The organism is Paraburkholderia sp. Clong3 (genome assembly GCF_050436485.1).
Classification (GTDB): Bacteria; Pseudomonadota; Gammaproteobacteria; order Burkholderiales; family Burkholderiaceae; genus Paraburkholderia; species Paraburkholderia tuberum.
On record NZ_JBNDMH010000002.1, the window covers coordinates 3,168,679 to 3,188,934 of the forward strand.

19 protein-coding genes are annotated in these 20,256 nt (G+C 61.7%); 17 read left to right on the forward strand and 2 right to left on the reverse strand.

Features of this window, described 5'->3' with window-relative positions:
* Nucleotides 1-97 precede the first annotated feature (97 nt).
* The 5 genes from OKW30_RS18710 to OKW30_RS18730 all read left to right on the forward strand — a co-directional run bounded on the left by OKW30_RS18710 (nt 98) and on the right by OKW30_RS18730 (nt 4,954).
* Nucleotides 98-877, forward strand: a complete 780-nt coding sequence (locus OKW30_RS18710; RefSeq protein ID WP_018418872.1) for an ABC transporter ATP-binding protein — start codon at nt 98-100, stop codon at nt 875-877.
* Nucleotides 874-1,632 (forward strand): ABC transporter ATP-binding protein, encoded by a 759-nt coding sequence (locus OKW30_RS18715; protein WP_184036876.1) that lies wholly within the window; start codon nt 874-876, stop codon nt 1,630-1,632. The genes OKW30_RS18710 and OKW30_RS18715 overlap by 4 nt, the downstream gene beginning before the upstream one ends.
* Nucleotides 1,633-1,694: 62 nt before the next feature.
* The gene (locus OKW30_RS18720) at nt 1,695-2,909 is read left to right on the forward strand and encodes an ABC transporter substrate-binding protein (RefSeq protein ID WP_429347342.1); all 1,215 of its coding nucleotides are present in this window, start codon (nt 1,695-1,697) and stop codon (nt 2,907-2,909) included.
* Between the two features lie 189 nt (nt 2,910-3,098).
* The gene (locus OKW30_RS18725) at nt 3,099-3,983 is read left to right on the forward strand and encodes a branched-chain amino acid ABC transporter permease (protein WP_184069865.1); all 885 of its coding nucleotides are present in this window, start codon (nt 3,099-3,101) and stop codon (nt 3,981-3,983) included.
* Nucleotides 3,983-4,954 carry a branched-chain amino acid ABC transporter permease gene (locus OKW30_RS18730; protein ID WP_018418868.1) on the forward strand — a complete coding sequence of 324 codons (972 nt, stop codon included), beginning with the start codon at nt 3,983-3,985 and terminating at the stop codon, nt 4,952-4,954. Before OKW30_RS18725 ends, OKW30_RS18730 begins: the two co-directional genes overlap by 1 nt.
* Before the next feature lie 540 nt (nt 4,955-5,494).
* On the opposite strand, the gene OKW30_RS18735 is transcribed toward OKW30_RS18730, so the two are convergent.
* Nucleotides 5,495-6,043 carry an IS630 family transposase gene (locus tag OKW30_RS18735; protein ID WP_429345693.1) on the reverse strand — a complete coding sequence of 183 codons (549 nt, stop codon included), beginning with the start codon at nt 6,041-6,043 and terminating at the stop codon, nt 5,495-5,497.
* The gene (locus OKW30_RS18740) at nt 6,040-6,501 is read right to left on the reverse strand and encodes a helix-turn-helix domain-containing protein (protein WP_429345692.1); all 462 of its coding nucleotides are present in this window, start codon (nt 6,499-6,501) and stop codon (nt 6,040-6,042) included. Before OKW30_RS18740 ends, OKW30_RS18735 begins: the two co-directional genes overlap by 4 nt.
* A gap of 89 nt (nt 6,502-6,590) precedes the next feature.
* Here OKW30_RS18740 and OKW30_RS18745 point away from each other — a divergent pair, with 89 nt between their 5' ends.
* The 12 genes from OKW30_RS18745 (at nt 6,591) to atpE (ending at nt 20,248) form a co-directional block, all read left to right on the forward strand.
* Nucleotides 6,591-7,757, forward strand: coding sequence for an ABC transporter substrate-binding protein (locus OKW30_RS18745; RefSeq protein WP_429347343.1), 1,167 nt, complete (start codon nt 6,591-6,593; stop codon nt 7,755-7,757).
* A 419-nt stretch (nt 7,758-8,176) separates the two neighbouring features.
* Nucleotides 8,177-9,337 carry an ABC transporter substrate-binding protein gene (locus tag OKW30_RS18750; RefSeq protein WP_184036889.1) on the forward strand — a complete coding sequence of 387 codons (1,161 nt, stop codon included), beginning with the start codon at nt 8,177-8,179 and terminating at the stop codon, nt 9,335-9,337.
* Nucleotides 9,338-9,556: 219 nt separating this feature from the next.
* Nucleotides 9,557-10,612 (forward strand): branched-chain amino acid ABC transporter permease, encoded by a 1,056-nt coding sequence (locus tag OKW30_RS18755; protein ID WP_187612230.1) that lies wholly within the window; start codon nt 9,557-9,559, stop codon nt 10,610-10,612.
* A 4-nt stretch (nt 10,613-10,616) separates the two neighbouring features.
* Nucleotides 10,617-12,401, forward strand: a complete 1,785-nt coding sequence (locus OKW30_RS18760; protein ID WP_429294201.1) for an ATP-binding cassette domain-containing protein — start codon at nt 10,617-10,619, stop codon at nt 12,399-12,401.
* Nucleotides 12,401-13,177, forward strand: coding sequence for an ABC transporter ATP-binding protein (locus OKW30_RS18765; RefSeq protein ID WP_429347344.1), 777 nt, complete (start codon nt 12,401-12,403; stop codon nt 13,175-13,177). Before OKW30_RS18760 ends, OKW30_RS18765 begins: the two co-directional genes overlap by 1 nt.
* A gap of 175 nt (nt 13,178-13,352) precedes the next feature.
* The gene (mnmG, locus tag OKW30_RS18770; protein WP_429347345.1) at nt 13,353-15,311 is read left to right on the forward strand and encodes a tRNA uridine-5-carboxymethylaminomethyl(34) synthesis enzyme MnmG; all 1,959 of its coding nucleotides are present in this window, start codon (nt 13,353-13,355) and stop codon (nt 15,309-15,311) included.
* Nucleotides 15,308-15,991 (forward strand): 16S rRNA (guanine(527)-N(7))-methyltransferase RsmG, encoded by a 684-nt coding sequence (gene rsmG / locus OKW30_RS18775; protein WP_187627446.1) that lies wholly within the window; start codon nt 15,308-15,310, stop codon nt 15,989-15,991. The genes mnmG and rsmG overlap by 4 nt, the downstream gene beginning before the upstream one ends.
* Nucleotides 15,992-16,062: 71 nt before the next feature.
* Nucleotides 16,063-16,854, forward strand: a complete 792-nt coding sequence (locus tag OKW30_RS18780; protein WP_090802387.1) for a ParA family protein — start codon at nt 16,063-16,065, stop codon at nt 16,852-16,854.
* An 18-nt stretch (nt 16,855-16,872) separates the two neighbouring features.
* Nucleotides 16,873-17,760, forward strand: a complete 888-nt coding sequence (locus OKW30_RS18785) for a ParB/RepB/Spo0J family partition protein (RefSeq protein ID WP_090802389.1) — start codon at nt 16,873-16,875, stop codon at nt 17,758-17,760.
* A gap of 574 nt (nt 17,761-18,334) precedes the next feature.
* Nucleotides 18,335-18,880, forward strand: coding sequence for an ATP synthase subunit I (locus OKW30_RS18790; RefSeq protein WP_090802391.1), 546 nt, complete (start codon nt 18,335-18,337; stop codon nt 18,878-18,880).
* 165 nt (nt 18,881-19,045) lie between these two features.
* Nucleotides 19,046-19,897, forward strand: coding sequence for a F0F1 ATP synthase subunit A (gene atpB, locus OKW30_RS18795; protein WP_184069851.1), 852 nt, complete (start codon nt 19,046-19,048; stop codon nt 19,895-19,897).
* A gap of 81 nt (nt 19,898-19,978) precedes the next feature.
* The gene (gene atpE, locus OKW30_RS18800) at nt 19,979-20,248 is read left to right on the forward strand and encodes a F0F1 ATP synthase subunit C (protein WP_007180033.1); all 270 of its coding nucleotides are present in this window, start codon (nt 19,979-19,981) and stop codon (nt 20,246-20,248) included.
* Nucleotides 20,249-20,256: the final 8 nt, after the last annotated feature.

Genomic DNA, 20,256 nt, shown 5'->3' on the forward strand with positions numbered 1-20,256 from the left:
CCAAGGAGCGGCAAGGGGTGCCGCAAAAACAACAAGTCGCGCAGAGCTTCGCGCGGAAAGATCGTAGTGCTTCGCCTTACTCCGTATGGAAGGGAACATGATTCTCGGCGATACGATTCTCGAAACGCGCGGCCTCACCCGCGAGTTCAAAGGCTTTGTCGCCGTGAACGGCGTGAACCTGCGCGTGCGCCGTGGCTCGATCCATGCGCTGATCGGCCCCAATGGAGCGGGCAAGACCACCTGCTTCAATCTGCTCACCAAATTTCTCGAACCCACTGCGGGCCAGATCGTTTTCAACGGTGTCGATATCACCGGCGAACGGCCAGCTCAGATCGCGCGGCGCGGCATCATCCGTTCGTTCCAGATTTCCGCGGTATTTCCGCATCTGACGGCATTGCAGAACGTGCGCATCGGGTTGCAGCGCTCGCTCGGCACCGCGTTTCACTTCTGGAAGAGCGAGCGTACGTTGCGCCGTCTGAACGATCGCGCGATGGATCTGCTGACCCAGGTCGGCCTGACCGATTTCGCCGATGTGTTGACGGTCGAGCTCGCCTACGGCCGCAAGCGCGCGCTCGAAATCGCGACCACGCTCGCGATGGAGCCGGAACTGATGCTTCTCGACGAGCCCACGCAAGGCATGGGTCATGAGGACGTCGATCGCGTGACCGCGCTGATCAAGAAAGTGTCGGCCGGACGCACGATCCTGATGGTCGAACACAATATGAATGTGATCGCCGGTATCTCCGACACGATCACCGTGCTGCAACGGGGTGAAGTGCTCGCCGAGGGCAGCTACGCGGAAGTGTCGAAGAATCCGCTCGTGATGCAAGCCTACATGGGCAGCGCCGACGCGGCGCTCGCCGGAGCCCACGCATGAATACGACGGTCGAGCGCGAAGGCCTCGAAGCGAACGAAACGAAAAGCGGCGCACCCGCGCTGGAAATCGCGGGACTGCAAGCCTGGTACGGGGAATCCCACATTCTGCACGGCGTCGATCTGTCGGTCGGCCGCGGCGAGGTCGTGACGCTGCTCGGACGCAATGGCGCGGGCCGCACCACGACGCTACGCGCGATCATGGGCCTCACGGGTCGCCGTACCGGCTCGATCCGTATCGACGGACGCGAAACCGTCGGCTTGCCCACGCATCGCATCGCGCATTGCGGCATCGGCTATTGCCCGGAAGAACGCGGCATTTTCTCGAGCCTGTCGTGCGAGGAAAATCTGCTGCTGCCGCCGCCCGTCGGCGACAAGGCGCGCATGATGTCGCTCGAGGAAATCTACGCGATGTTCCCGAATCTGCACGAGCGGCGCATGAGTCAGGGCACGCGGCTCTCGGGCGGCGAACAACAGATGCTCGCGGTCGCGCGGATTCTGCGCACCGGCGCGAATCTGCTGCTGCTCGACGAAATCTCGGAAGGGCTCGCGCCCGTGATCGTGCAGGCGCTCGCGCGCATGATCGTTACGCTGAAGGCGCGCGGCTACACGATCGTGATGGTTGAGCAGAACTTCCGCTTCGCCGCGCCGCTCGCGGATCGTTTTTATGTGATGGAGCACGGCATGATCGTCGAGCATTTCGGGGCTAGCGAGCTCGAAGGCAAGATGCCGGTGCTGCACGATTTACTGGGCGTATAGACACGGACACACGCGCGCCCGACTGCCTCTGATAACCACAAGCGAAGAACCAGGAGACATGCATGAAAAAGAACCCACTCGCGCGAATTGCCTCACTCTGTTTTGCAGTCGCCGCCGGCACCGCACTGACGCTGGGCAGCGCGCAAGCGGCCGACGATGCCGTGAAGATCGGCTTCATCACGGACATGTCGGGGCTGTACGCGGATATCGACGGGCAGGGCGGTCTTGAAGCGATCCGGATGGCGGTCGCCGACTTCGGCGGCAAGGTCAACGGCAAGCCGATCACGGTGCTGTACGCGGATCACCAGAACAAGGCGGACATCGCGGCATCGCGCGCTCGTGAGTGGTTCGACCGCGACGGCGTGGACATGGTGATCGGCGGCACGAACTCGGCGACCGCGCTGTCGACTAACACCGTCGCGGGCGAGAAGCACAAGGTCTATATCAACGTCGGCGCCGGCGCCGATACGTTGACCAACGAGCAATGCACGCCGTACACGATCCACTACGCATACGACACGACCGCACTCGCGAACGGCACGGGCTCGGCCGTGACGAAGCAGGGCGGCAAGACCTGGTACTTCCTGACGGCAGACTACGCATTCGGCAAGGCGCTCGAAAAAGCGACCGCGGAGGTCGTGAAGGCGAACGGCGGCCAGGTGCTCGGCGAGGTGCGTCATCCGCTGTCGGCGTCGGACTTCTCGTCGTTCCTGCTGCAGGCGCAGGCGTCGAAGGCACAGATCCTCGGCCTCGCGAACGCGGGCGGCGACACGATCAACGCGATCAAGGCCGCGAAGGAATTCGGCATCACCAAGACGATGAAGCTCGCCGCGCTGCTGATGTTCATCAACGACGTGCACAGCCTCGGTCTCGAAACGACGCAAGGTCTCGTGTTGACCGACAGCTGGTACTGGAACAAGGACGCCGACACGCGTAAGTGGTCGCAGCGCTACTTCGACAAGATGAAGAAGATGCCGTCGAGCCTGCAGGCTGCCGACTACTCGGCGGCGATGAACTATCTGAAGGCGGTGCAGGCGGTGGGCACGACCGATCCGGACAAGGTGATGGCGCAGTTGCGCAAGACGAAGATCGACGACTTCTACGCGAAGGGCTACATCCGTCAGGACGGCAGCATGATCCACGACATGTACCTGATGCAGGTGAAGACGCCGGCGGAATCGAAGGAGCCGTGGGATTACTACAAGATCACTGCGACGATTCCGGGCGATCAGGCCTTCACGACCAAGGCGCAGACCCGCTGCGCGCTGTGGAAGTAAGCGCGGGCGCAGTAAGCGGTCGAGGACCGCGCAGACCTGAGAGAACCGCCGGCGCTGCAGAGGCACGCGCTGGCGGATGACCGTTTCAGATGCCGCACGCGATGGGCAGCGTCGCCGCTCGTCGCGTGCCGGCCGGATCGTGCGTGACCGATCTCACCTTGACGATGGCTTGAAGGGCTAAGGGCTTCAATGGACATCTTTGGCGTTCCGCTACCGGCGATGCTGAGCCAGCTTCTGCTCGGGCTCGTGAACGGCTCGTTCTACGCGATTCTGAGCCTCGGGCTGGCGATTATTTTCGGCCTGCTCAACGTGATCAACTTCGCGCATGGCGCGCTGTTCATGCTCGGGGCGATGCTCGCGTGGATGGGGCTGGCGTATTTCAATCTGCCGTACTGGGTGATGCTCGTGCTCGCGCCGCTGATCGTCGGGCTGGTCGGCGTCGCGATCGAGCGCTCGATGCTGCGCTGGCTTTACAAGCTCGATCATCTGTATGGCCTGTTGCTGACGTTTGGCCTCACACTCGTGATCGAGGGCGTGTTCCATTCGATCTACGGCTCGTCGGGCCAGCCGTACGATGTGCCGTCGGCGCTGTCGGGCGCGACCAACCTCGGCTTCATGTATCTGCCGAACTATCGCGCATGGGTGGTGGTCGCGTCGCTGGTCGTGTGCTTTGCGACCTGGTTCGTGATCGAGAAGACGCGGCTTGGCGCGTATCTGCGCGCGGGCACCGAAAACCCGAAGCTTGTCGAGGCGTTCGGCGTCAACGTGCCGCTGATGATCACGCTGACCTACGGCTTCGGCGTCGCGCTCGCGGCGTTTGCCGGCGTGCTCGCCGCGCCGGTGATTCAGGTCTCGCCCCTGATGGGCCAGTCGATGATCATCACCGTGTTCGCGGTGGTCGTGATCGGCGGCATGGGCTCGATCATGGGCTCGATCCTGACCGGCCTGATGCTCGGCGTAGTCGAAGGACTCACGCGTGTGTTCTACCCCGAGGCGTCGGCGACCGTCGTCTTCGTGATCATGGCGCTCGTGTTGCTCGTGCGTCCGGCGGGTCTTTTCGGCAGGGAAAAATGATGCAGAGAAAGGTGCTCTACGGTCTGCTGCTGATCGTGCTGCTCGCGGTGCCGGTGCTCGGCATCTATCCGCTCTTCGTGATGAAGGTGCTGTGCTTCGCGCTGTTCGCGGCCGCCTTCAATCTGCTGATCGGCTATACGGGCTTGCTGTCCTTTGGTCATGCGATGTTTCTCGCGTCGGCCGGTTACGTGACCGGCTATGCGATGCAGACGCTCGGCTTTTCGCCGGAGCTCGGCGTGCTGAGCGGCACCGCGGCGGCGACGCTGCTTGGGCTCGTCGTCGGCTTCTTCGCGATTCGCCGTCAGGGTATCTACTTCGCGATGGTGACGCTCGCGCTCGCGCAGATGGTCTACTTCGTGTTCCTGCAGGCGCCGTTCACGCACGGGGAAGACGGTCTGCAAGGCGTGCCGCGCGGCAAGCTGTTCGGCGTGCTCGATCTCTCTTCGGACGTCGCGCTATATTTCGTCGTGCTCGCGGTGATCGTCGCGGCTTTCCTGCTGATCGTGCGGATCGTGCATTCGCCGTTCGGGCAGGTGCTCGTCGCGATCAAGGAAAACGAGCCGCGCGCGGTGTCGCTCGGCTACGACACCGACCGTTTCAAGCTGCTCGCATTCATTCTGTCGGCCGGCATTGCGGGTCTCGCGGGTTCGCTGAAGGTGCTGGTGCAAGGCTTCGAAACGCTGAGCGATGCCTATTGGACGATGTCCGGCCTCGTGATCCTGATGACGCTGGTGGGCGGCATGGGCACGCTGTTCGGGCCGTTGCTCGGCGCCGCGTTGATCGTGTCGCTCGAAGACAGGCTCGGCGATATCGGCGCGGCACTTGCGTCGATGACCGGCATCGACTGGTTCCGCTCGCTCGGCGAATCGGTGACGATCGTCACCGGGCTGATTTTCATCGCGTGTGTGCTGGCGTTCCGGCGCGGCATAGTCGGTGAGATCGTCGCGCGAGTGCGACCGTTGCGGGCTTGAGAGTGGCTGTTTGATCCCGCCCGCGTGGTCGCTCGCTTGATGCAGTGCGATACGAAATTGCTTCGACGTCCGATCTAATTGCGGCTCGTGCTGAAGGTCCGCGGGATCAGGGACTCGGGCGAACCTGTGGCAAACCGTGCGACGAAAAGCGCCCTACGCGCCCCAATCCGGTGCCGCAGTGCACCACTAGGGTAATTGCTAGTTGTGACTGCTGGGGTGGTCGTTTAATCTTCATGCAGTTCTGATGCACCACGAATTTGCCGGTGGAGAACGAGGAGACAAGTGAGGCACTCAGTGCCCAGAAGAAAGCGCTGTTGGATTGATATCCAACAGCGCTTTTTTATTGGTGTTTATCGAATTTTTTGACGCGATCTCCCGGCTATTTCACGCGCCATTTTTTACTCTCCGTTAGCCGCTGAGGTAAACGTCACAAGCCTGCGAAACGCTTGCAGCACGGTGCTTGCGTCCGCTACACTCGCTATTCACCGACCATTGGGTTGGCAATTAAATTCGCGGATTTAATTGCAATTGAATAAGTGTTCAGGAAAAATTGATTTGAAAATCGGCGCCGTACCTGCTTAGCAGTGCTGCGAGTTCGGCATCGATGGTCTCGCGCGTCCAGGTGAGGGCTCGACGCCATCGGTATTTCAGGTGCCGCCAGACGATCTCGATCATGTTGAGCTCGGGGCTATAGGCAGGCAGGTAAAACAGGATGACCTTATGTTCGAGCAGCCAACGTTGGCGCGTCGCGTCGCTGATACCGTGATGGATGCTGGCATTGTCCAGCACGATCACCGTGGGCAGACCGTTCCCGGTGGCGAGCACACTGTCGATGAAGCACTCGACATCCTGGGCTTTAATGGTGCCGGTATGCGCGGCGTGGATCAGCGTGTTTTCGCCGAAGTCCAGTGCGCCGATCACGCTGCGGCGGCAGTGATGGTTCGGTTCGACCTGGTGAGGCAAGCCTCGTGGTGACCAGCTACGTTGAACCGGCGGCGATCCATGGAAGCCCGCCTCATCGAGATACACCAACCGCACGGCGTCCCCGCGTGCAGCCTGTTGGAGTTTCTCGAGTGTGGCCTGTTTCATTGCGAACGCTTCTTCGTTGCGCTTTTTTTGAGCGCGTAGCGGTTGCGCTTGAACGAAAAGCCGTTGCGCTTGAGAGCTTCGCCCAGCGTTTCGACCTTGCAGGGCAGCGGCTCGTTGAGCGCGGCTTCGACGCGCTGGGCAATGCCACCAAGGGTCAGCGGTTCGGCGCGGGCGATCTCAAGGGCCACAGCGATCTGGGCTTCAGTCAGCAGCGCATGCCGGCCGCCGTTATGTGCGCCCATCAAGCCGCATATGCCCCGCTCGCGCCATGCGTGCGACCAGTTGTAGACGCTCTGGCCACTCACGCCCAGTTGCGCCGCAATGGCGCGGGCCTTGAGGCCACGTCCGAGCATCAACAGGCCCGCCGCGCGTGTGCGCGTATCCCGATGACGGTGATTGATCGACATCTGCTGCAATGTCAGCTCCTCGACTGCCTTCAACACTACGACACACTTCATCCACGACCCCGGCACCGACCAAGACGCCAGGTTAGCCAAAGTCAAACCGTTTTACCAGGAACACTTAACGGGGTTAATAGAGGAGCAGGATGAAGTCGGCATTGCGTTGGATCAGCGTGGCATTGGTCGCCACAGCGGTCTCGGCTGCTTGGAGCGGCCATGCATTCGCGGACGTGAAAATCGGCGTCACCGTGTCGGCAACAGGACCGGCCGCATCGCTCGGCATTCCGGAAAGGAACACGATCGCGCTGCTGCCGAAAGAAGTGGCGGGCCAGAAGATCGACTACATCGTCCTCGACGACGCAACCGATTCCACCCAGGCGGTCAAGAACGCCCGCAAGCTCACTAGCGAAGACCACGTCGATGCACTGATCGGCTCGACCGTCGTGCCGAACTCGCTCGCCATGATCGACATCGCTGCCGAAACCTCGACGCCGATGATCTCTCTGGCCGCGGCCGCGGGCATCGTCGAGCCGATGGACGCGAAGCGTGGATGGGTCTTTAAAACGCCGCAAAACGACATTCTGATGGCCACGGCGATCGCGCAGCACATGGCCAATCACGGCGTGAAAACGGTCGCGTTCATCGGCTTTTCCGACGCGTACGGCGAGAGCTGGTTCACGGAATTCAGCAAAGCCGCTGACTTCGCGAAGATCAAGATCGTCGCGAACGAGCGCTTCGCGCGCAACGATGCATCGGTCACGGGCCAGGTGCTGAAGATGATGTCGCAGAAGCCGGACGCGGTGCTGATCGCCGGTGCGGGCACGCCGGCCGCGCTGCCGCAGAAAACGCTGAAGGAGCGCGGCTACAAGGGCAAGTACTATCAGACGCACGGCGTCGCGAACAACGACTTCCTGCGCGTGTGCGGCAAGGATTGCGAAGGCACGTGGCTGCCCGCTGGCCCACTGCTGGTCGCCGAGCAACTGCCCGAGGCGAATCCGGTGAAGAAAAGCGCGCTCGCATACAAGCATGCGTATGAAACGGCATATGGCGCGGGGTCGGTGTCGACGTTCGGCGGTCACGCATGGGACGCGGGTCTGCTGCTGCAGCATGCGATCCCGCTCGCGTTGAAGAAGGGGCAGCCAGGCACGCCGGCATTCCGCGAGGCGCTGCGTGCCGCGCTCGAAGGAACGAAAGATCTGCCCGCGTCGCACGGCATCTTCAACATGAGCGGGAACGACCATGCCGGCCTCGATCAGCGGGCGCGCGTGATGGTGCAGATCGTCGACGGCAAGTGGAAGCTCGCCGGCGACTGAGCGAAGGCTCTGCGCCACGGGACCTCATCGAAAAAGACGCGTGCAGTTGACGCGTCTTTTTTATTATCCGGGCCGGGTGTCCGCATCGCGCAAAAGTGTGGTTTCGCTGCTTCAGGACAAACCCGCATTTGGCGCACGCTCTCTTGACCGTCGATAATGCAGAACGCAAACTACTAACATATTAGTGGTTTAGGAGATGCCTGGTTGGAATAAAGCCGCGCCACGGAAACGCGGCGTATGACGCGAATGCGCACTCGCGCGACGCGAGAGGAGCGGTACCCAACGCAGCTGGGGAAGGTATGCGCGCCGAGCAGGGAAAACCATGCTTGGCACACTTGAACCCGCTCACTAGATTCAAACACCCGGCCCAGCAAGCCGGTTTATACATAGGCGCTTTTCAAAGCGTTTGGAGACTCGCAATGAAAAAGACAAGGCATTGGGTACGCACCGGCATCGCGATGGCGCTGATGTGCGGCGCGGGGGCTGCATTCGCGCAGGTGAAGATCGGCGTCACGTTGTCGACGACGGGGCCGGCCGCGTCGCTCGGGATTCCTGAAAAGAATACGATCGCGTTGCTGCCGAAGGAGATCGGCGGCAAGAGCGTGCAGTACATCATCCTCGACGACGGGTCGGACACCAGCAAGGCCGTGCAGAACACGCGCAAGCTGATCGACGAAGACCACGTCGACGCGATCATCGGCTCGACCGTCACGCCGAATTCGCTCGCGATGCTCGATCCGGCCGCTGAGGGCAAGACACCGGTGATCTCGCTCGCGGCATCGGCCGCGATCATTCAGCCGATGGATGCGAAGCGCGCATGGGCATTCAAACCACCTCAGAACGACAGCCTGATGGCCGAAGCGATCGCCGATTACATGCAGCATCACGGCGTGAAGACGGTCGGCTTCATCGGATTCTCGGACGCATACGGCGACAGCTGGAACACGACGTTCGACGCCGCCGCGAAAGCGCACAACCTGAAGATCGTGTCGAACGAGCGCTTCAACCGCACCGATGCATCGGTGACGGGCCAGGTGCTGAAGACGATGGGCGCGAATCCCGACGCGGTGCTGATCGCGGGCTCGGGCACGCCGTCGGCGCTGCCGGCCAAGACGCTGAAGGAGCGTGGCTACAAGGGCAAGATCTATCAGACTCACGGGGTCGCGAACAACGACTTCCTGCGCGTGTGCGGCAAGGATTGCGAAGGCGAACTGCTGCCGGCCGGTCCGATTCTCGTCGTCGATCAATTGCCGGATTCGAACCCGGTGAAGAAGTCGTCGGAAGCCTATAAGAACGCCTATGAGAAGGCTTATGGCGCGGGTTCGGTCGCGACCTTCGGCGGCCACGCATGGGATGCCGGCCAGATGTTGCAGGCTGCGATTCCGGTCGCGCTGAAGACCGCCCAGCCGGGCACGCCGGAGTTCCGCGCGGCGCTGCGCAACGCGCTCGAAAACATCAAGGAGCTGCCAGTGTCGCACGGCATCATGAACACCACCGCGAACGACCACAACGGCCTCGACCAGCGCGCACGCGTGATCGTGCAGATCGTCGACGGCAAGTGGAAGTTGCAGAACAACTAAGACTATTTACAAAAACAAGTAGCGGTACGCGCCTCTCGCGCAATCTGCGGTGCATGACGCCGCATTGCCATTGTGTTCGACGACAATGGCATCGACCGCCGCGCCGCGTCCCGGCGCGGCGGTTGTCTTTTCAGACATGCAGATCGATGGCCGGCTTCGCACCGCGCCGTCGCGACTGTTTCCCGGTTTTTCGATTTCGACGCTTCAGGACGAGGAAGTATGGATCTATCAATTGCGGCGATCCTCGCGCAGGACGGCATCACGACCGGCGCGATCTACGCGCTGCTCGCGCTTGCGCTGGTGCTGGTGTTCTCCGTCACGCGGGTGATCTTCATCCCGCAAGGGGAGTTCGTTTCGTACGGTGCGTTGACGCTCGCCGCACTGCAAACGCAGAAGTTTCCGGCCACCTGCTGGCTGTTGATGGCGATGGGCGCGGCATGCTTCGTCGTCGAGACGGCGGCCGTGTTGCGGCATGCTGAGCGGCGTCGTCATGCGGCGCGCACGCTGCCCGTGCTGGCGGGGAAGTACCTGCTGTTTCCGATCGCGGTCTACGCGCTCACGCGCGGCATCTTCCTGCAGCCGCTGCCGATGATCGTGCAGATCGCGCTGACGCTGCTGATCGTGATTCCGATGGGTCCGTTCGTGTATCGCCTTGCCTACGAGCCGATCGCGGAGGCGACCACGCTGCTGCTGTTGATCGTCGCGGTGGCCGTGCATTTCGTGATGGTCGGTCTCGGCCTCGTGATGTTCGGCGCCGAAGGCTCGCGCACCAACGCGTTTTCCGATGCGACGTTCAACATCGGCACGTTGTCGATCTCCGGCCAGAGCCTGTGGGTGATCGGCACCGCGGCCGTGCTGATCGGCGCGCTGTATTTGTACTTCGATCGCTCGATCTCGGGTAAGGCGTTGCGCGCGACGTCGGTGAACCGGCTCGGCGCGCGGCTCGTCGGCATCGGCACCACGCAGGCGGGACGCCTCGCATTCACGCTTGCGGCGGGGCTCGGCGCACTGTGCGGCATCCTCGTCGCGCCGCTCACGACGATCTACTACGACTCGGGCTTCCTGATCGGTTTGAAGGGCTTCGTGGGCGCGATCATCGGCGGTCTGGTCAGCTATCCGCTGGCGGCGGCCGGCTCGATTCTGGTTGGTCTGCTGGAGTCGTATTCGTCGTTCTGGGCTAGTGCTTATAAGGAAGTGATCGTGTTCACGTTAATCATCCCGGTGCTGCTGTGGCGCAGTCTTGCGAGTCCGCACGCCGAAGAGGAGGCGGAGTGACACGATGAAACGAATCATGCAAAAGAAGTTCTTCTGGTTGTTCCTCGTGGTGCTGTTCGCTTTGCCGGTTCTGCCGCATCCGATCCATGTACCCGAGTACTGGGTCACGCTGCTGAACTACATCGGTCTCTATTCGATCGTCGCGATCGGCCTCGTGCTGTTGACCGGCATCGGCGGGATGACGAGCTTCGGGCAGGCCGCGTTCGTTGGCATCGGCGCGTATGCAACCGCGTATCTGACGACGAACTTCGGCGTGTCGCCGTGGCTCGCACTGATCGCGGGCGTGATCGTCACTGCGCTGGTTGCGCTGATGCTCGGTCTCGTGACGATGCGCCTATCCGGCCACTTTCTGCCGCTCGGCACGATTGCGTGGGGGCTCGCGCTGTTCTACCTGTTCGGCAATCTCGACATGCTCGGCAAGTACGACGGCATCAACGGCATCCCGGTGTTGAATGTTTTCGGGATCAACCTCGAGTCCGGCCGCCATATCTATTACCTGATCTGGGTGGTCGTGCTCGGTGCGGTCGTCTCTGTTCAGAATCTGCTTAATAGCCGGCCGGGTCGCGCAATCCGCGCGTTGCGCGGCGGTGGTCTGATGGCCGAGGCAATGGGCGTCAACACCGGCTGGATGCGCGTCGTGATTTTCGTCTATGCGGCGGTGCTTGCGTCGGTCTCGGGTTTTCTGTACGCGCACTTGCAGCGCGCCGTGAATCCGACGCCGTTTGGACTGAATCACGGCATCGAGTTCCTGTTCATGGCGGTGGTGGGCGGCGTCTCGCACGTCTGGGGCGCGGTGCTCGGCGCGGCGATCCTGACCGTGCTGCAGGATTATTTGCAGACACTGCTGCCAAAACTGCTCGGCGAGAACGGCAACTTCGAAGTGATCGTGTTCGGCATCATCATGGTGCTGCTTCTGCAGTACGCGCGGCAGGGCGTCTGGCCGTTCGTCGCGCGCTTTTTCCCGCGTGGCCCGCGGGCGCATCTCGCCGATCACGCGGATCCTCTGCCGCAGCGCAACAAGCCACAGACCGGCGAAGACCTGCTGAAGGTGAACAAGGCGCGCAAGCAGTTCGGCGGTCTCGTCGCGGTGAACGACGTCAGCTTCGAGGTCAAAGCAGGGCAGATCATCGGGCTGATCGGACCGAACGGCGCGGGCAAGTCGACGACCTTCAATCTCGTGACCGGTGTGCTGCAGGCGACAAGCGGCGAGATCACGTTCCGCGGCGAGCGCATCGATGCGCTGAGTTCGCGTGAAATCGTCAAGCGCGGCATCGGCCGGACGTTCCAGCACGTGAAGCTGCTGCCGGGTATGACCGTGCTCGAGAACGTCGCGATCGGTGCGCATCTTCGTGGCCATGCGGGCGTGTGGCGCAGTGTCGTGCGGCTGAACAGCTCCGAAGAGCAGCGGTTGATGGCCGAAGCCGCTCGGCAGATTCGCCGCGTCGGCCTCGAACAGCACATGTATGACGAAGCGGGCAGCCTGGCGCTTGGTCAACAGCGGATTCTCGAAATTGCGCGCGCCCTGTGCTGCGACCCGACTCTGCTATTGCTCGATGAACCGGCCGCTGGTCTCCGGTATCAGGAAAAGCTTCAGCTCGCCGAACTGCTGCGCAGACTGAAGACAGAAGGGATGAGCGTGCTGCTCGTCGAACACGACATGGATTTCGTGATGAATTTGACGGACCGGCTCGTGGTGATGGAGTTCGGCACGCGGATCGCTGAGGGCCTGCCGCAGGAAGTCCAGCAGGATCCGGCGGTGCTCGAAGCGTATCTGGGTGGGGTGGAATGATGGACGACATGACAACGACCGGCGTGGCGGCGGCGGGACCGATTCTCGAAGTGAGCCAATTGTCCGTCCGCTACGGCAAGGTTGAAGCGCTGCACAATGCGGCGATCAAGGTGCGGGCGGGGCAGATCGTCTCCGTGATCGGCCCGAACGGCGCGGGAAAGTCGACGCTGCTGAATGCGATCATGGGCGCGTTGCCGACGTCCGGTCATGCGAAAGGCGCGGTTTCCTATCAGGGCGACGACGTCAGCGCGATGCCGGTCGAAAAACGCGTCGCGCTTGGAATGTGCCTGGTGCCGGAAAAGCGCGAGCTTTTCGCTTCGATGACCGTCGAGGACAATCTGCTGCTTGGCGCCTACCGGCGCAAGCGAGCAGGGGAGCGCAACTTTCTCGATCAGCTGGAACCGGTGTTCGAACTGTTTCCGCGGCTGAAGGAGCGGCGCAAGCAGGCGGCCGGCACGCTTTCCGGCGGCGAGCGGCAGATGCTCGCGGTCGGCCGCGCCCTGATGGGCAAGCCCGATCTGCTGATGCTGGACGAGCCGAGCCTCGGTCTCGCGCCGCTGATCGTGAAGGAAATCTTTCACATCATCAGCGCCTTGCGGCAGACGGGCGTCGCGACCCTGCTGATCGAGCAGAATGCGCGCGCTGCATTGCAGATCTCGGACTACGGCTACGTGCTGGAAACCGGCGAGTTGGCACTGGAAGGACCGGCAACCGAACTCGCGCAAAATCCCCGGGTGATCGAAACCTATCTCGGTCTTGCCAAAAAGGTCGCATAAGCCCGCACTTATTTCGCTGATCGCTGTCTCTGGAAGCGGTGTGTTTCACGTGAAACACACCGCTTTTTTATTGTTTCACCATTCGGACGAAATTCGGGCCGAAACTGAACCCGTTATAATTCGCCCATACATTTCTTTTGAAGGCTCACGCGACGATCTGGCGTGAGATCCCGCGATGCTTTTTCCCTCAGAATTTGACGTAATCGTCGTCGGTGGCGGTCATGCCGGCACCGAAGCTGCTTTGGCGTCGGCGCGCATGGGCAACAAAACGCTGCTTTTGACCCATAACATCGAGACCCTTGGTCAGATGAGCTGCAATCCGTCGATTGGCGGCATTGGCAAAGGCCATCTGGTCAAGGAGGTCGACGCGCTCGGTGGCGCCATGGCGGCCGCTACCGACGAAAGCGGCATCCAGTTTCGGATCCTGAATTCGTCGAAAGGACCGGCGGTCCGCGCGACGCGCGCTCAGGCTGACCGCGTGCTGTACAAAGCGGCGATCCGCCATCGTCTAGAGAATCAGCCGAACCTCTGGCTATTTCAGCAGGCCGTCGACGATCTGATGGTCGAGGGCGACCGCGTGGTCGGCGCCATCACGCAAGTGGGTATTCGTTTCCGGTCGCGCGCGGTGGTGCTGACGGCGGGCACGTTCCTCGACGGCAAGATTCACGTGGGGTTGAACAACTACACCGGTGGACGCGCGGGCGACCCGGCTGCGGTTTCGCTGTCGGTGCGGTTGAAAGAGCTGAAGCTACCGCAGGGCCGGCTTAAGACCGGTACGCCACCGCGAATCGACGGTCGCACGATCGACTATTCGCAGCTCGAAGAGCAGCCCGGCGATCTGGACCCGGTGCCGGTGTTCTCGTTCCTCGGGCGTGTCGAGCAGCACCCGCGCCAGGTGCCGTGCTGGGTCACGCATACGAATCAACGGACACATGACATCATTCGCGGCGGTCTCGATCGCTCGCCGATGTACACAGGCGTGATCGAGGGGGTGGGGCCACGCTATTGCCCGTCGATCGAGGACAAGATTCACCGGTTTGCGTCGAAGGAATCGCATCAGATCTACCTCGAGCCGGAAGGTCTGACGACCAACGAGTTCTATCCGAACGGGATCTCGACGAGCCTGCCCTTCGACGTGCAGCTCGAGCTGGTGCGTTCGATGCGCGGCCTCGAGCATGCGCATATCCTGCGCCCGGGCTACGCGATCGAGTACGACTATTTCGATCCGCGTGGCCTGAAGGCATCGCTAGAAACGAAGGTGATCAGTGGCCTGTTCTTCGCCGGACAGATCAACGGGACGACCGGCTACGAAGAGGCAGCTGCACAGGGCACGCTGGCCGGCATCAACGCCGGTCTGTTCGTGCAAGGCAAGGAAGCATGGTGTCCGCGTCGCGACCAGGCTTATCTCGGCGTGCTCGTGGACGATCTAGTCACGCGCGGGGTGTCCGAGCCGTACCGGATGTTCACGAGCCGCGCGGAATACCGTCTGAGCTTGCGCGAAGACAACGCCGATATGCGGCTGACGGAGATCGGGCGCGAACTTGGCGTGGTCGATGACGCTCGCTGGGACGCCTTCAGTCGCAAGCGTGACGCTGTTTCACGTGAAACACAGCGCTTGCGTTCAACTTGGGTCAATCCTAAGACCTTATCGGCAGAAGAGGCGACCGCCTTGCTTGGCAAGTCAATCGACCACGAATACAGTCTCGCGGACCTGCTGCGTCGTCCGGGCGTCAGCTACGACGGCGTCTGCGGGCTGCGTGACGGCACTTGTGGCGCGCCCGAAGCACTTGCGGAAGACCCCGTGCTGCTCGCGCAAATCAAGGAACAGATCGAAATCGGCGTCAAATATCAGGGCTACATCGACCGACAGGCCGGTGAGATCGAACGCAACGAGGCGCAAGAGAACACGCGTCTGCCTGAAGGGCTGGACTACACCGAGGTCCGTGGGCTGTCGTTCGAAGCTCGCCAGAAGTTGATGCAGTTCCGGCCGGAAACGATCGGACAGGCGTCGCGTATTTCCGGTATCACGCCTGCCGCGATCTCGCTGCTGATGGTCCATCTGAAGCGTGGCCTCGGGCGTCGTCCGTCGAAGTCCGCCGAGCCCGGCGCCGACAGCACGCCGGTGGTTCAATGACGGCAGCGCAGAGGGGAATCGACCAACAGGCCTTGGCGTCATTGCTGGCGGAAGGTGTCCGTGAACTTGGTCTCGAACTCAGCGACGCGCAGCAGCGCAAGCTGCTCGATTACGTCGCGCTGCTCGCGAAGTGGAACAACGTCTACAACCTGACAGCGATCCGCGATCCGAGGCAGATGCTAATCCAGCACATTCTCGATTCGCTATCGATCGTGCCGCACCTGGCGCCGCGCGGGCCGTCGTCGGTGCTCGACGTCGGTTCGGGCGGGGGGTTGCCGGGCATCGTGCTCGCGATCGTGCTGCCCGATTGGACCATCACGACGAACGACATCGTCCATAAGAAGACTGCCTTTCAGTCGCAGGCGAAGGCGGAACTGGGCCTCGCGAACCTGTCGGTTGTGACCGGTCGGGTGGAGACGCTGCGGCCTGGCGCCGAAGTACCGGCAAAGTTCGACGTAATTGTCTCGCGCGCGTTCGCAGAACTCTCGGATTTCGTTACACTGGCCCGTCATCTGGTTGCGGAGCAGGGCGCAATTTGGGCGATGAAGGGTATGCGGCCGGATGCCGAAATCGCGCGTCTGCCGGCGGGCGCTCGCGTGGAACAGATCATCCGGCTGAACGTGCCGTCGCTCGACGCCGAGCGGCATCTGATCGAGGTGCGAGTGGACCCCGAAAGCTGACGGCCGCTTCGGCCTGTCAACACCCTCAACGATTTTCACTTCATCCAAGCAGCAAAAGGGACACACCAACGATGGCAAAAATCTTCTGCGTTGCGAACCAGAAGGGCGGCGTCGGCAAGACGACCACCACAGTCAATCTGGCCGCGAGCCTGGCAGCGCAGGGACAGCGAGTCCTTCTCATCGATCTGGACCCGCAAGGCAACGCCACGATGGGCAGCGGTATCGACAAGGCCGAATGTACGAACACGGTCTACGAGGTGCTCGTGGACAACGTGTCGGTGGCCGATGCGCGCGTACGGCCCGAGGCGGTCGGATACGACGTGCTTCCCGCGAACCGTGAGCTCGCGGGCGCCGAGGTCGAACTCGTCAGCATGCAGAATCGCGAGCGTCAACTGAAGGCGGCGCTCGCCGGGGTCGAGGGCGAGTACGATTTCGTGCTGATCGATTGCCCGCCGGCTTTGTCACTGCTGACGCTCAACGGACTATGCGCCGCGCACGGCGTCGTCATTCCGATGCAGTGCGAATACTTCGCGCTCGAAGGGCTGTCCGACCTCGTCAACACGATCAAGCAGGTCCATGCGAATCTGAATCGCGACCTCAAGGTGATCGGTCTGCTGCGCGTCATGTTCGATCCGCGCATTACGTTGCAACAGCAAGTCTCGGATCAATTGAAAGAGCACTTCGGCGACAAGGTCTTCGACGCGGTGATTCCACGCAACGTGCGATTGGCCGAGGCGCCCAGCTATGGGCTGCCCGGTGTGGTGTTCGACAGGGCGTCGCGAGGCGCGCAGGCGTACGTGCAGTTCGGCGTCGAAATGATTGAGCGGGTGCGCGCGCTGAATGACGCGCCCCAGGCATCCTAAGCGGATCGAGGAAGCACGATGAACGCAGTAGCAAGAAAGAAGGGACTGGGCCGCGGTTTGGAGGCATTGCTCGGCGGCACCGCCGATATCACCGAGGCAGCGGTGATCGACGGCGCACCGAACGTATTGCCGCTCGGCAAGATGCAGGCGGGCAAATACCAGCCGCGCACGCGCATGGACGAAGGCGCGCTGCAGGAGCTTGCGGCGAGCATCCGTGCGCAAGGGCTGATGCAGCCGATTCTCGTGCGTCCGATCGCGGCGGACCGCTATGAGATCATCGCAGGGGAGCGGCGTTTTCGCGCGGCGCGGCTCGCGGGCCTCGACGAGGTGCCGGTGCTTGTGAAGGACGTGCCCGACCAGGCCGCCGCGGCGATGGCGCTGATCGAAAACATCCAGCGCGAGGATCTGAATCCCCTCGAAGAGGCCCAGGGGATCCAGCGCCTGCTCGACGAATTCAATTTCACGCATGAGCAGGCGGCAGAGTCGGTGGGCCGCTCGCGAAGCGCGGTGTCGAACCTGCTGCGTCTGCTGAACCTTGCGACACCGGTACAGACGATGTTGCTCGCCGGCGATCTCGACATGGGCCACGCTCGCGCGCTGCTCGCCGTCGATGCCGCGACACAGATCACGCTGGCCAACCAGGTCGTCAACAAGCGCCTGTCTGTGCGCGAGACGGAAAAGCTGGTTGCGATGACCACGAAGGTGACGCCGGCGGCCAAGGCCCGCGCGAATCCGGACGGCGGCCGTGACACGCGACGCCTGGAAGAGGAACTGTCGGACCTGCTGTCCGCTACGGTGAAAATCAAGCTCGGCCGACGCGGTCGCGGCCAGGTGCTGGTGGACTTCGGCGATCTCGACGCGCTGGAAGGCATTCTGGTTCGTTTGCGCGGGAACGCGAACGTCTGAGCACAGATTGGCGCTCAGCAGGCAAGAGTGGTAAACGGCTGGCGGCCTGTGCATCAGCACTGCCGCGAGTTGGTCTACCTCGGTGCGAGCGGCTATTGTGGATTCCAAAACAACCGATGCACGAATAATCAGGAATCCTAGCTTCAGACGCTCCACATTCACCCGATAATCATCCTGACGAGCCGCTATCAAAAGCGACCCGATCATCATTGAAATTTGCGGTGAGGCTGATTCAGCTCATTAGAAGAGCTATCCCGTTCAGCCCTTAAAAAGAGGCATTTGTTGCATTTTCGAGACGTCTGCCGCTGGGTCGGAACGCACTGCCAACGAGCTTCGATCCACGCGACCACCCGCACGGGTTTTGCCGCCCCCCGCCCGCCTTACATTTGACGTGTTTCGCGTCGTTAGCGTACGTTTTACCGCATCGTGAAGGGAAGTTTCACGCGGTTATAGGCTGGCCTAAAGTCTTGAATTGCCTGCAACTATCGCTTACAATCGCCCGGATTTAATTGCACGGCAACCCCGTAAGCGCTGCGTAAACTCGCGGGCTGAACGAGACTTTCGGAACATTGCGATGGCGGTCAAAACGTCGAATCTGTCGCCGGAGAATGGTGACGACAGACACCGCGCTGAACGCTCCGCACCCGAGATGTCCTCCAGTCGGCAGTTCGATCCGGCCGAAGCGTGGGATGACGCGCAGGAAGATAACAATATCGTTCCGCTCACGCGGGCCGAGGCGGAAAAGCTGTTTGGTCCCGGCGTGGGTCGTCCATCGCGCGTAACGCCGTTCAGGGTCGTCGCAGCGCAAATGGTTTTGTCCCTGGTCGCAACGCTGTTGTGGTGGCTGTTCTACAAGCCGCCGGGCGCTGCTGCGCTGTCCGCGTTCCTCGGGGGGGCGATCTGCTGGGTGCCGGGCGCGTTGTTCGCGGCACGACTGAAAAAGCAGGGCGGCGCCGAGACCGTGATGAGCTGGATGATCGGCGAAGCACTCAAGATGGGGACAACGATTGCGATGTTTGTCGCAATCGCCTTCTGGTATCACGACGTACGCTGGATTCCGCTGCTCGTGACCTACCTCATCGCGCTGAAGACTTACTGGATCGCCTTGGCGTGGCGCTAAGGTAGCAGCACAAAAAACAGCAGCAAAAAGAATTTAAGGCCGGCGCGCAGCGCCGGCACGGGTGTGCGGGTGAGACAGGGCCCGCACCCGGCGCGTTCCCGCAACACAGTGTTCCGGCGGGAGCGGCCTCGAACGATTTTCGACAATTTGGGTGGCTTTAACGATATGGCAGCTAGCGAAGGCACGCGCGCAATGGATCCGTCCGAGTACATCGCGCACCACTTGCAGAACTTTTCCACCGCACACCAGACGTCGATTTTCGACATCCATGTGTGGAATCTCGACACCCTTTTCTGGTCGATCGTGTGCGGCCTCGTCACGATCTTCGTGCTGCATCTGGCAGCCCGCAAGGCAACGGCCGGCGTGCCGGGTCGCTTCCAATGCGCGATCGAAATGCTTGTCGAAATGGTCGAGGATCAATCGAAGGCCATGATCCACGGCTCGCGCACCTTCATCGCGCCGCTCGCGCTGACCGTGTTCGTCTGGGTCGCGCTAATGAACTCACTCGACTTCATTCCCGTCGACCTGCCGGGCCGTGTGATCGGCTGGCTGGGTCTGTCCGAAGCCATCCCGCACCACCGCATCGTGCCGACCGCCGACCTGAACGGCACGATCGGTATCGCGCTCGGCGTGTTCGTGCTGATGATTTACTACAACTTCAAGATCAAGGGCGTTGGCGGCTTCGTGCATGAACTGCTGTCCGCTCCGTTCGGCGCGCATCCGCTGCTGTGGATCCCGAACCTCGCACTGAACATCATCGAGTTCGTCGCGAAGACGGTCTCGCTCGGCATGCGGTTGTTCGGCAACATGTACGCGGGCGAACTGTTGTTCCTGCTGATTGCCCTGCTCGGCAGCATCTGGAGCTTCGGCGCGGACACGACGGTGCTTGGCTTCATCGGCCACGTGGTCGCCGGCACAGTGTGGTCAATCTTCCACATCCTGATCGTTCTGCTGCAGGCGTTCATTTTTATGATGCTGACGCTGGTGTACATCGGCCAGGCACACGACACGCACTAACCTGCGTTGTCGGCAAAGAATCGTAGTTTTTCAAATCCCAGTTCCAACCAGTTCTAAAAGACTTTTCACAAAGGAGTGATCATGCAAGCTTTCATCGCCAACATCCAGGGTCTGACCGCCATCGGTATCGGCATCATCATCGGCCTGGGTGCTATCGGCGCCTGTATCGGTATCGGTCTGATGGGCGGCAAGTACATCGAAGCATGCGCCCGTCAACCGGAACTGATGAACCCGCTGCAAACCAAGATGTTCCTGCTGGCTGGTCTGATCGATGCGGCGTTCCTGATTGGCGTTGGTGTGGCAATGCTGTTTGCGTTCGCGAACCCGCTGCTCTCGAAGCTGGCAGGCTGAGGTTCCTC

Coding starts and splice junctions, on each gene's coding strand:
- atpE (WP_007180033.1), top strand. CDS start 19,979: ATGCAAGCTTTCATCGCCAACATCCAGGGTCTGACCGCCATCGGTATC.
- OKW30_RS18785 (WP_090802389.1), top strand. CDS start 16,873: ATGAACGCAGTAGCAAGAAAGAAGGGACTGGGCCGCGGTTTGGAGGCA.
- OKW30_RS18735 (WP_429345693.1), bottom strand. CDS start 6,043: ATGAAACAGGCCACACTCGAGAAACTCCAACAGGCTGCACGCGGGGAC.
- OKW30_RS18715 (WP_184036876.1), top strand. CDS start 874: ATGAATACGACGGTCGAGCGCGAAGGCCTCGAAGCGAACGAAACGAAA.
- atpB (WP_184069851.1), top strand. CDS start 19,046: ATGGCAGCTAGCGAAGGCACGCGCGCAATGGATCCGTCCGAGTACATC.
- rsmG (WP_187627446.1), top strand. CDS start 15,308: ATGACGGCAGCGCAGAGGGGAATCGACCAACAGGCCTTGGCGTCATTG.
- OKW30_RS18740 (WP_429345692.1), bottom strand. CDS start 6,501: ATGAAGTGTGTCGTAGTGTTGAAGGCAGTCGAGGAGCTGACATTGCAG.
- OKW30_RS18750 (WP_184036889.1), top strand. CDS start 8,177: ATGAAAAAGACAAGGCATTGGGTACGCACCGGCATCGCGATGGCGCTG.
- mnmG (WP_429347345.1), top strand. CDS start 13,353: ATGCTTTTTCCCTCAGAATTTGACGTAATCGTCGTCGGTGGCGGTCAT.
- OKW30_RS18765 (WP_429347344.1), top strand. CDS start 12,401: ATGGACGACATGACAACGACCGGCGTGGCGGCGGCGGGACCGATTCTC.
- OKW30_RS18730 (WP_018418868.1), top strand. CDS start 3,983: ATGCAGAGAAAGGTGCTCTACGGTCTGCTGCTGATCGTGCTGCTCGCG.
- OKW30_RS18745 (WP_429347343.1), top strand. CDS start 6,591: ATGAAGTCGGCATTGCGTTGGATCAGCGTGGCATTGGTCGCCACAGCG.
- OKW30_RS18710 (WP_018418872.1), top strand. CDS start 98: ATGATTCTCGGCGATACGATTCTCGAAACGCGCGGCCTCACCCGCGAG.
- OKW30_RS18720 (WP_429347342.1), top strand. CDS start 1,695: ATGAAAAAGAACCCACTCGCGCGAATTGCCTCACTCTGTTTTGCAGTC.
- OKW30_RS18755 (WP_187612230.1), top strand. CDS start 9,557: ATGGATCTATCAATTGCGGCGATCCTCGCGCAGGACGGCATCACGACC.
- OKW30_RS18760 (WP_429294201.1), top strand. CDS start 10,617: ATGAAACGAATCATGCAAAAGAAGTTCTTCTGGTTGTTCCTCGTGGTG.
- OKW30_RS18725 (WP_184069865.1), top strand. CDS start 3,099: ATGGACATCTTTGGCGTTCCGCTACCGGCGATGCTGAGCCAGCTTCTG.
- OKW30_RS18790 (WP_090802391.1), top strand. CDS start 18,335: ATGGCGGTCAAAACGTCGAATCTGTCGCCGGAGAATGGTGACGACAGA.
- OKW30_RS18780 (WP_090802387.1), top strand. CDS start 16,063: ATGGCAAAAATCTTCTGCGTTGCGAACCAGAAGGGCGGCGTCGGCAAG.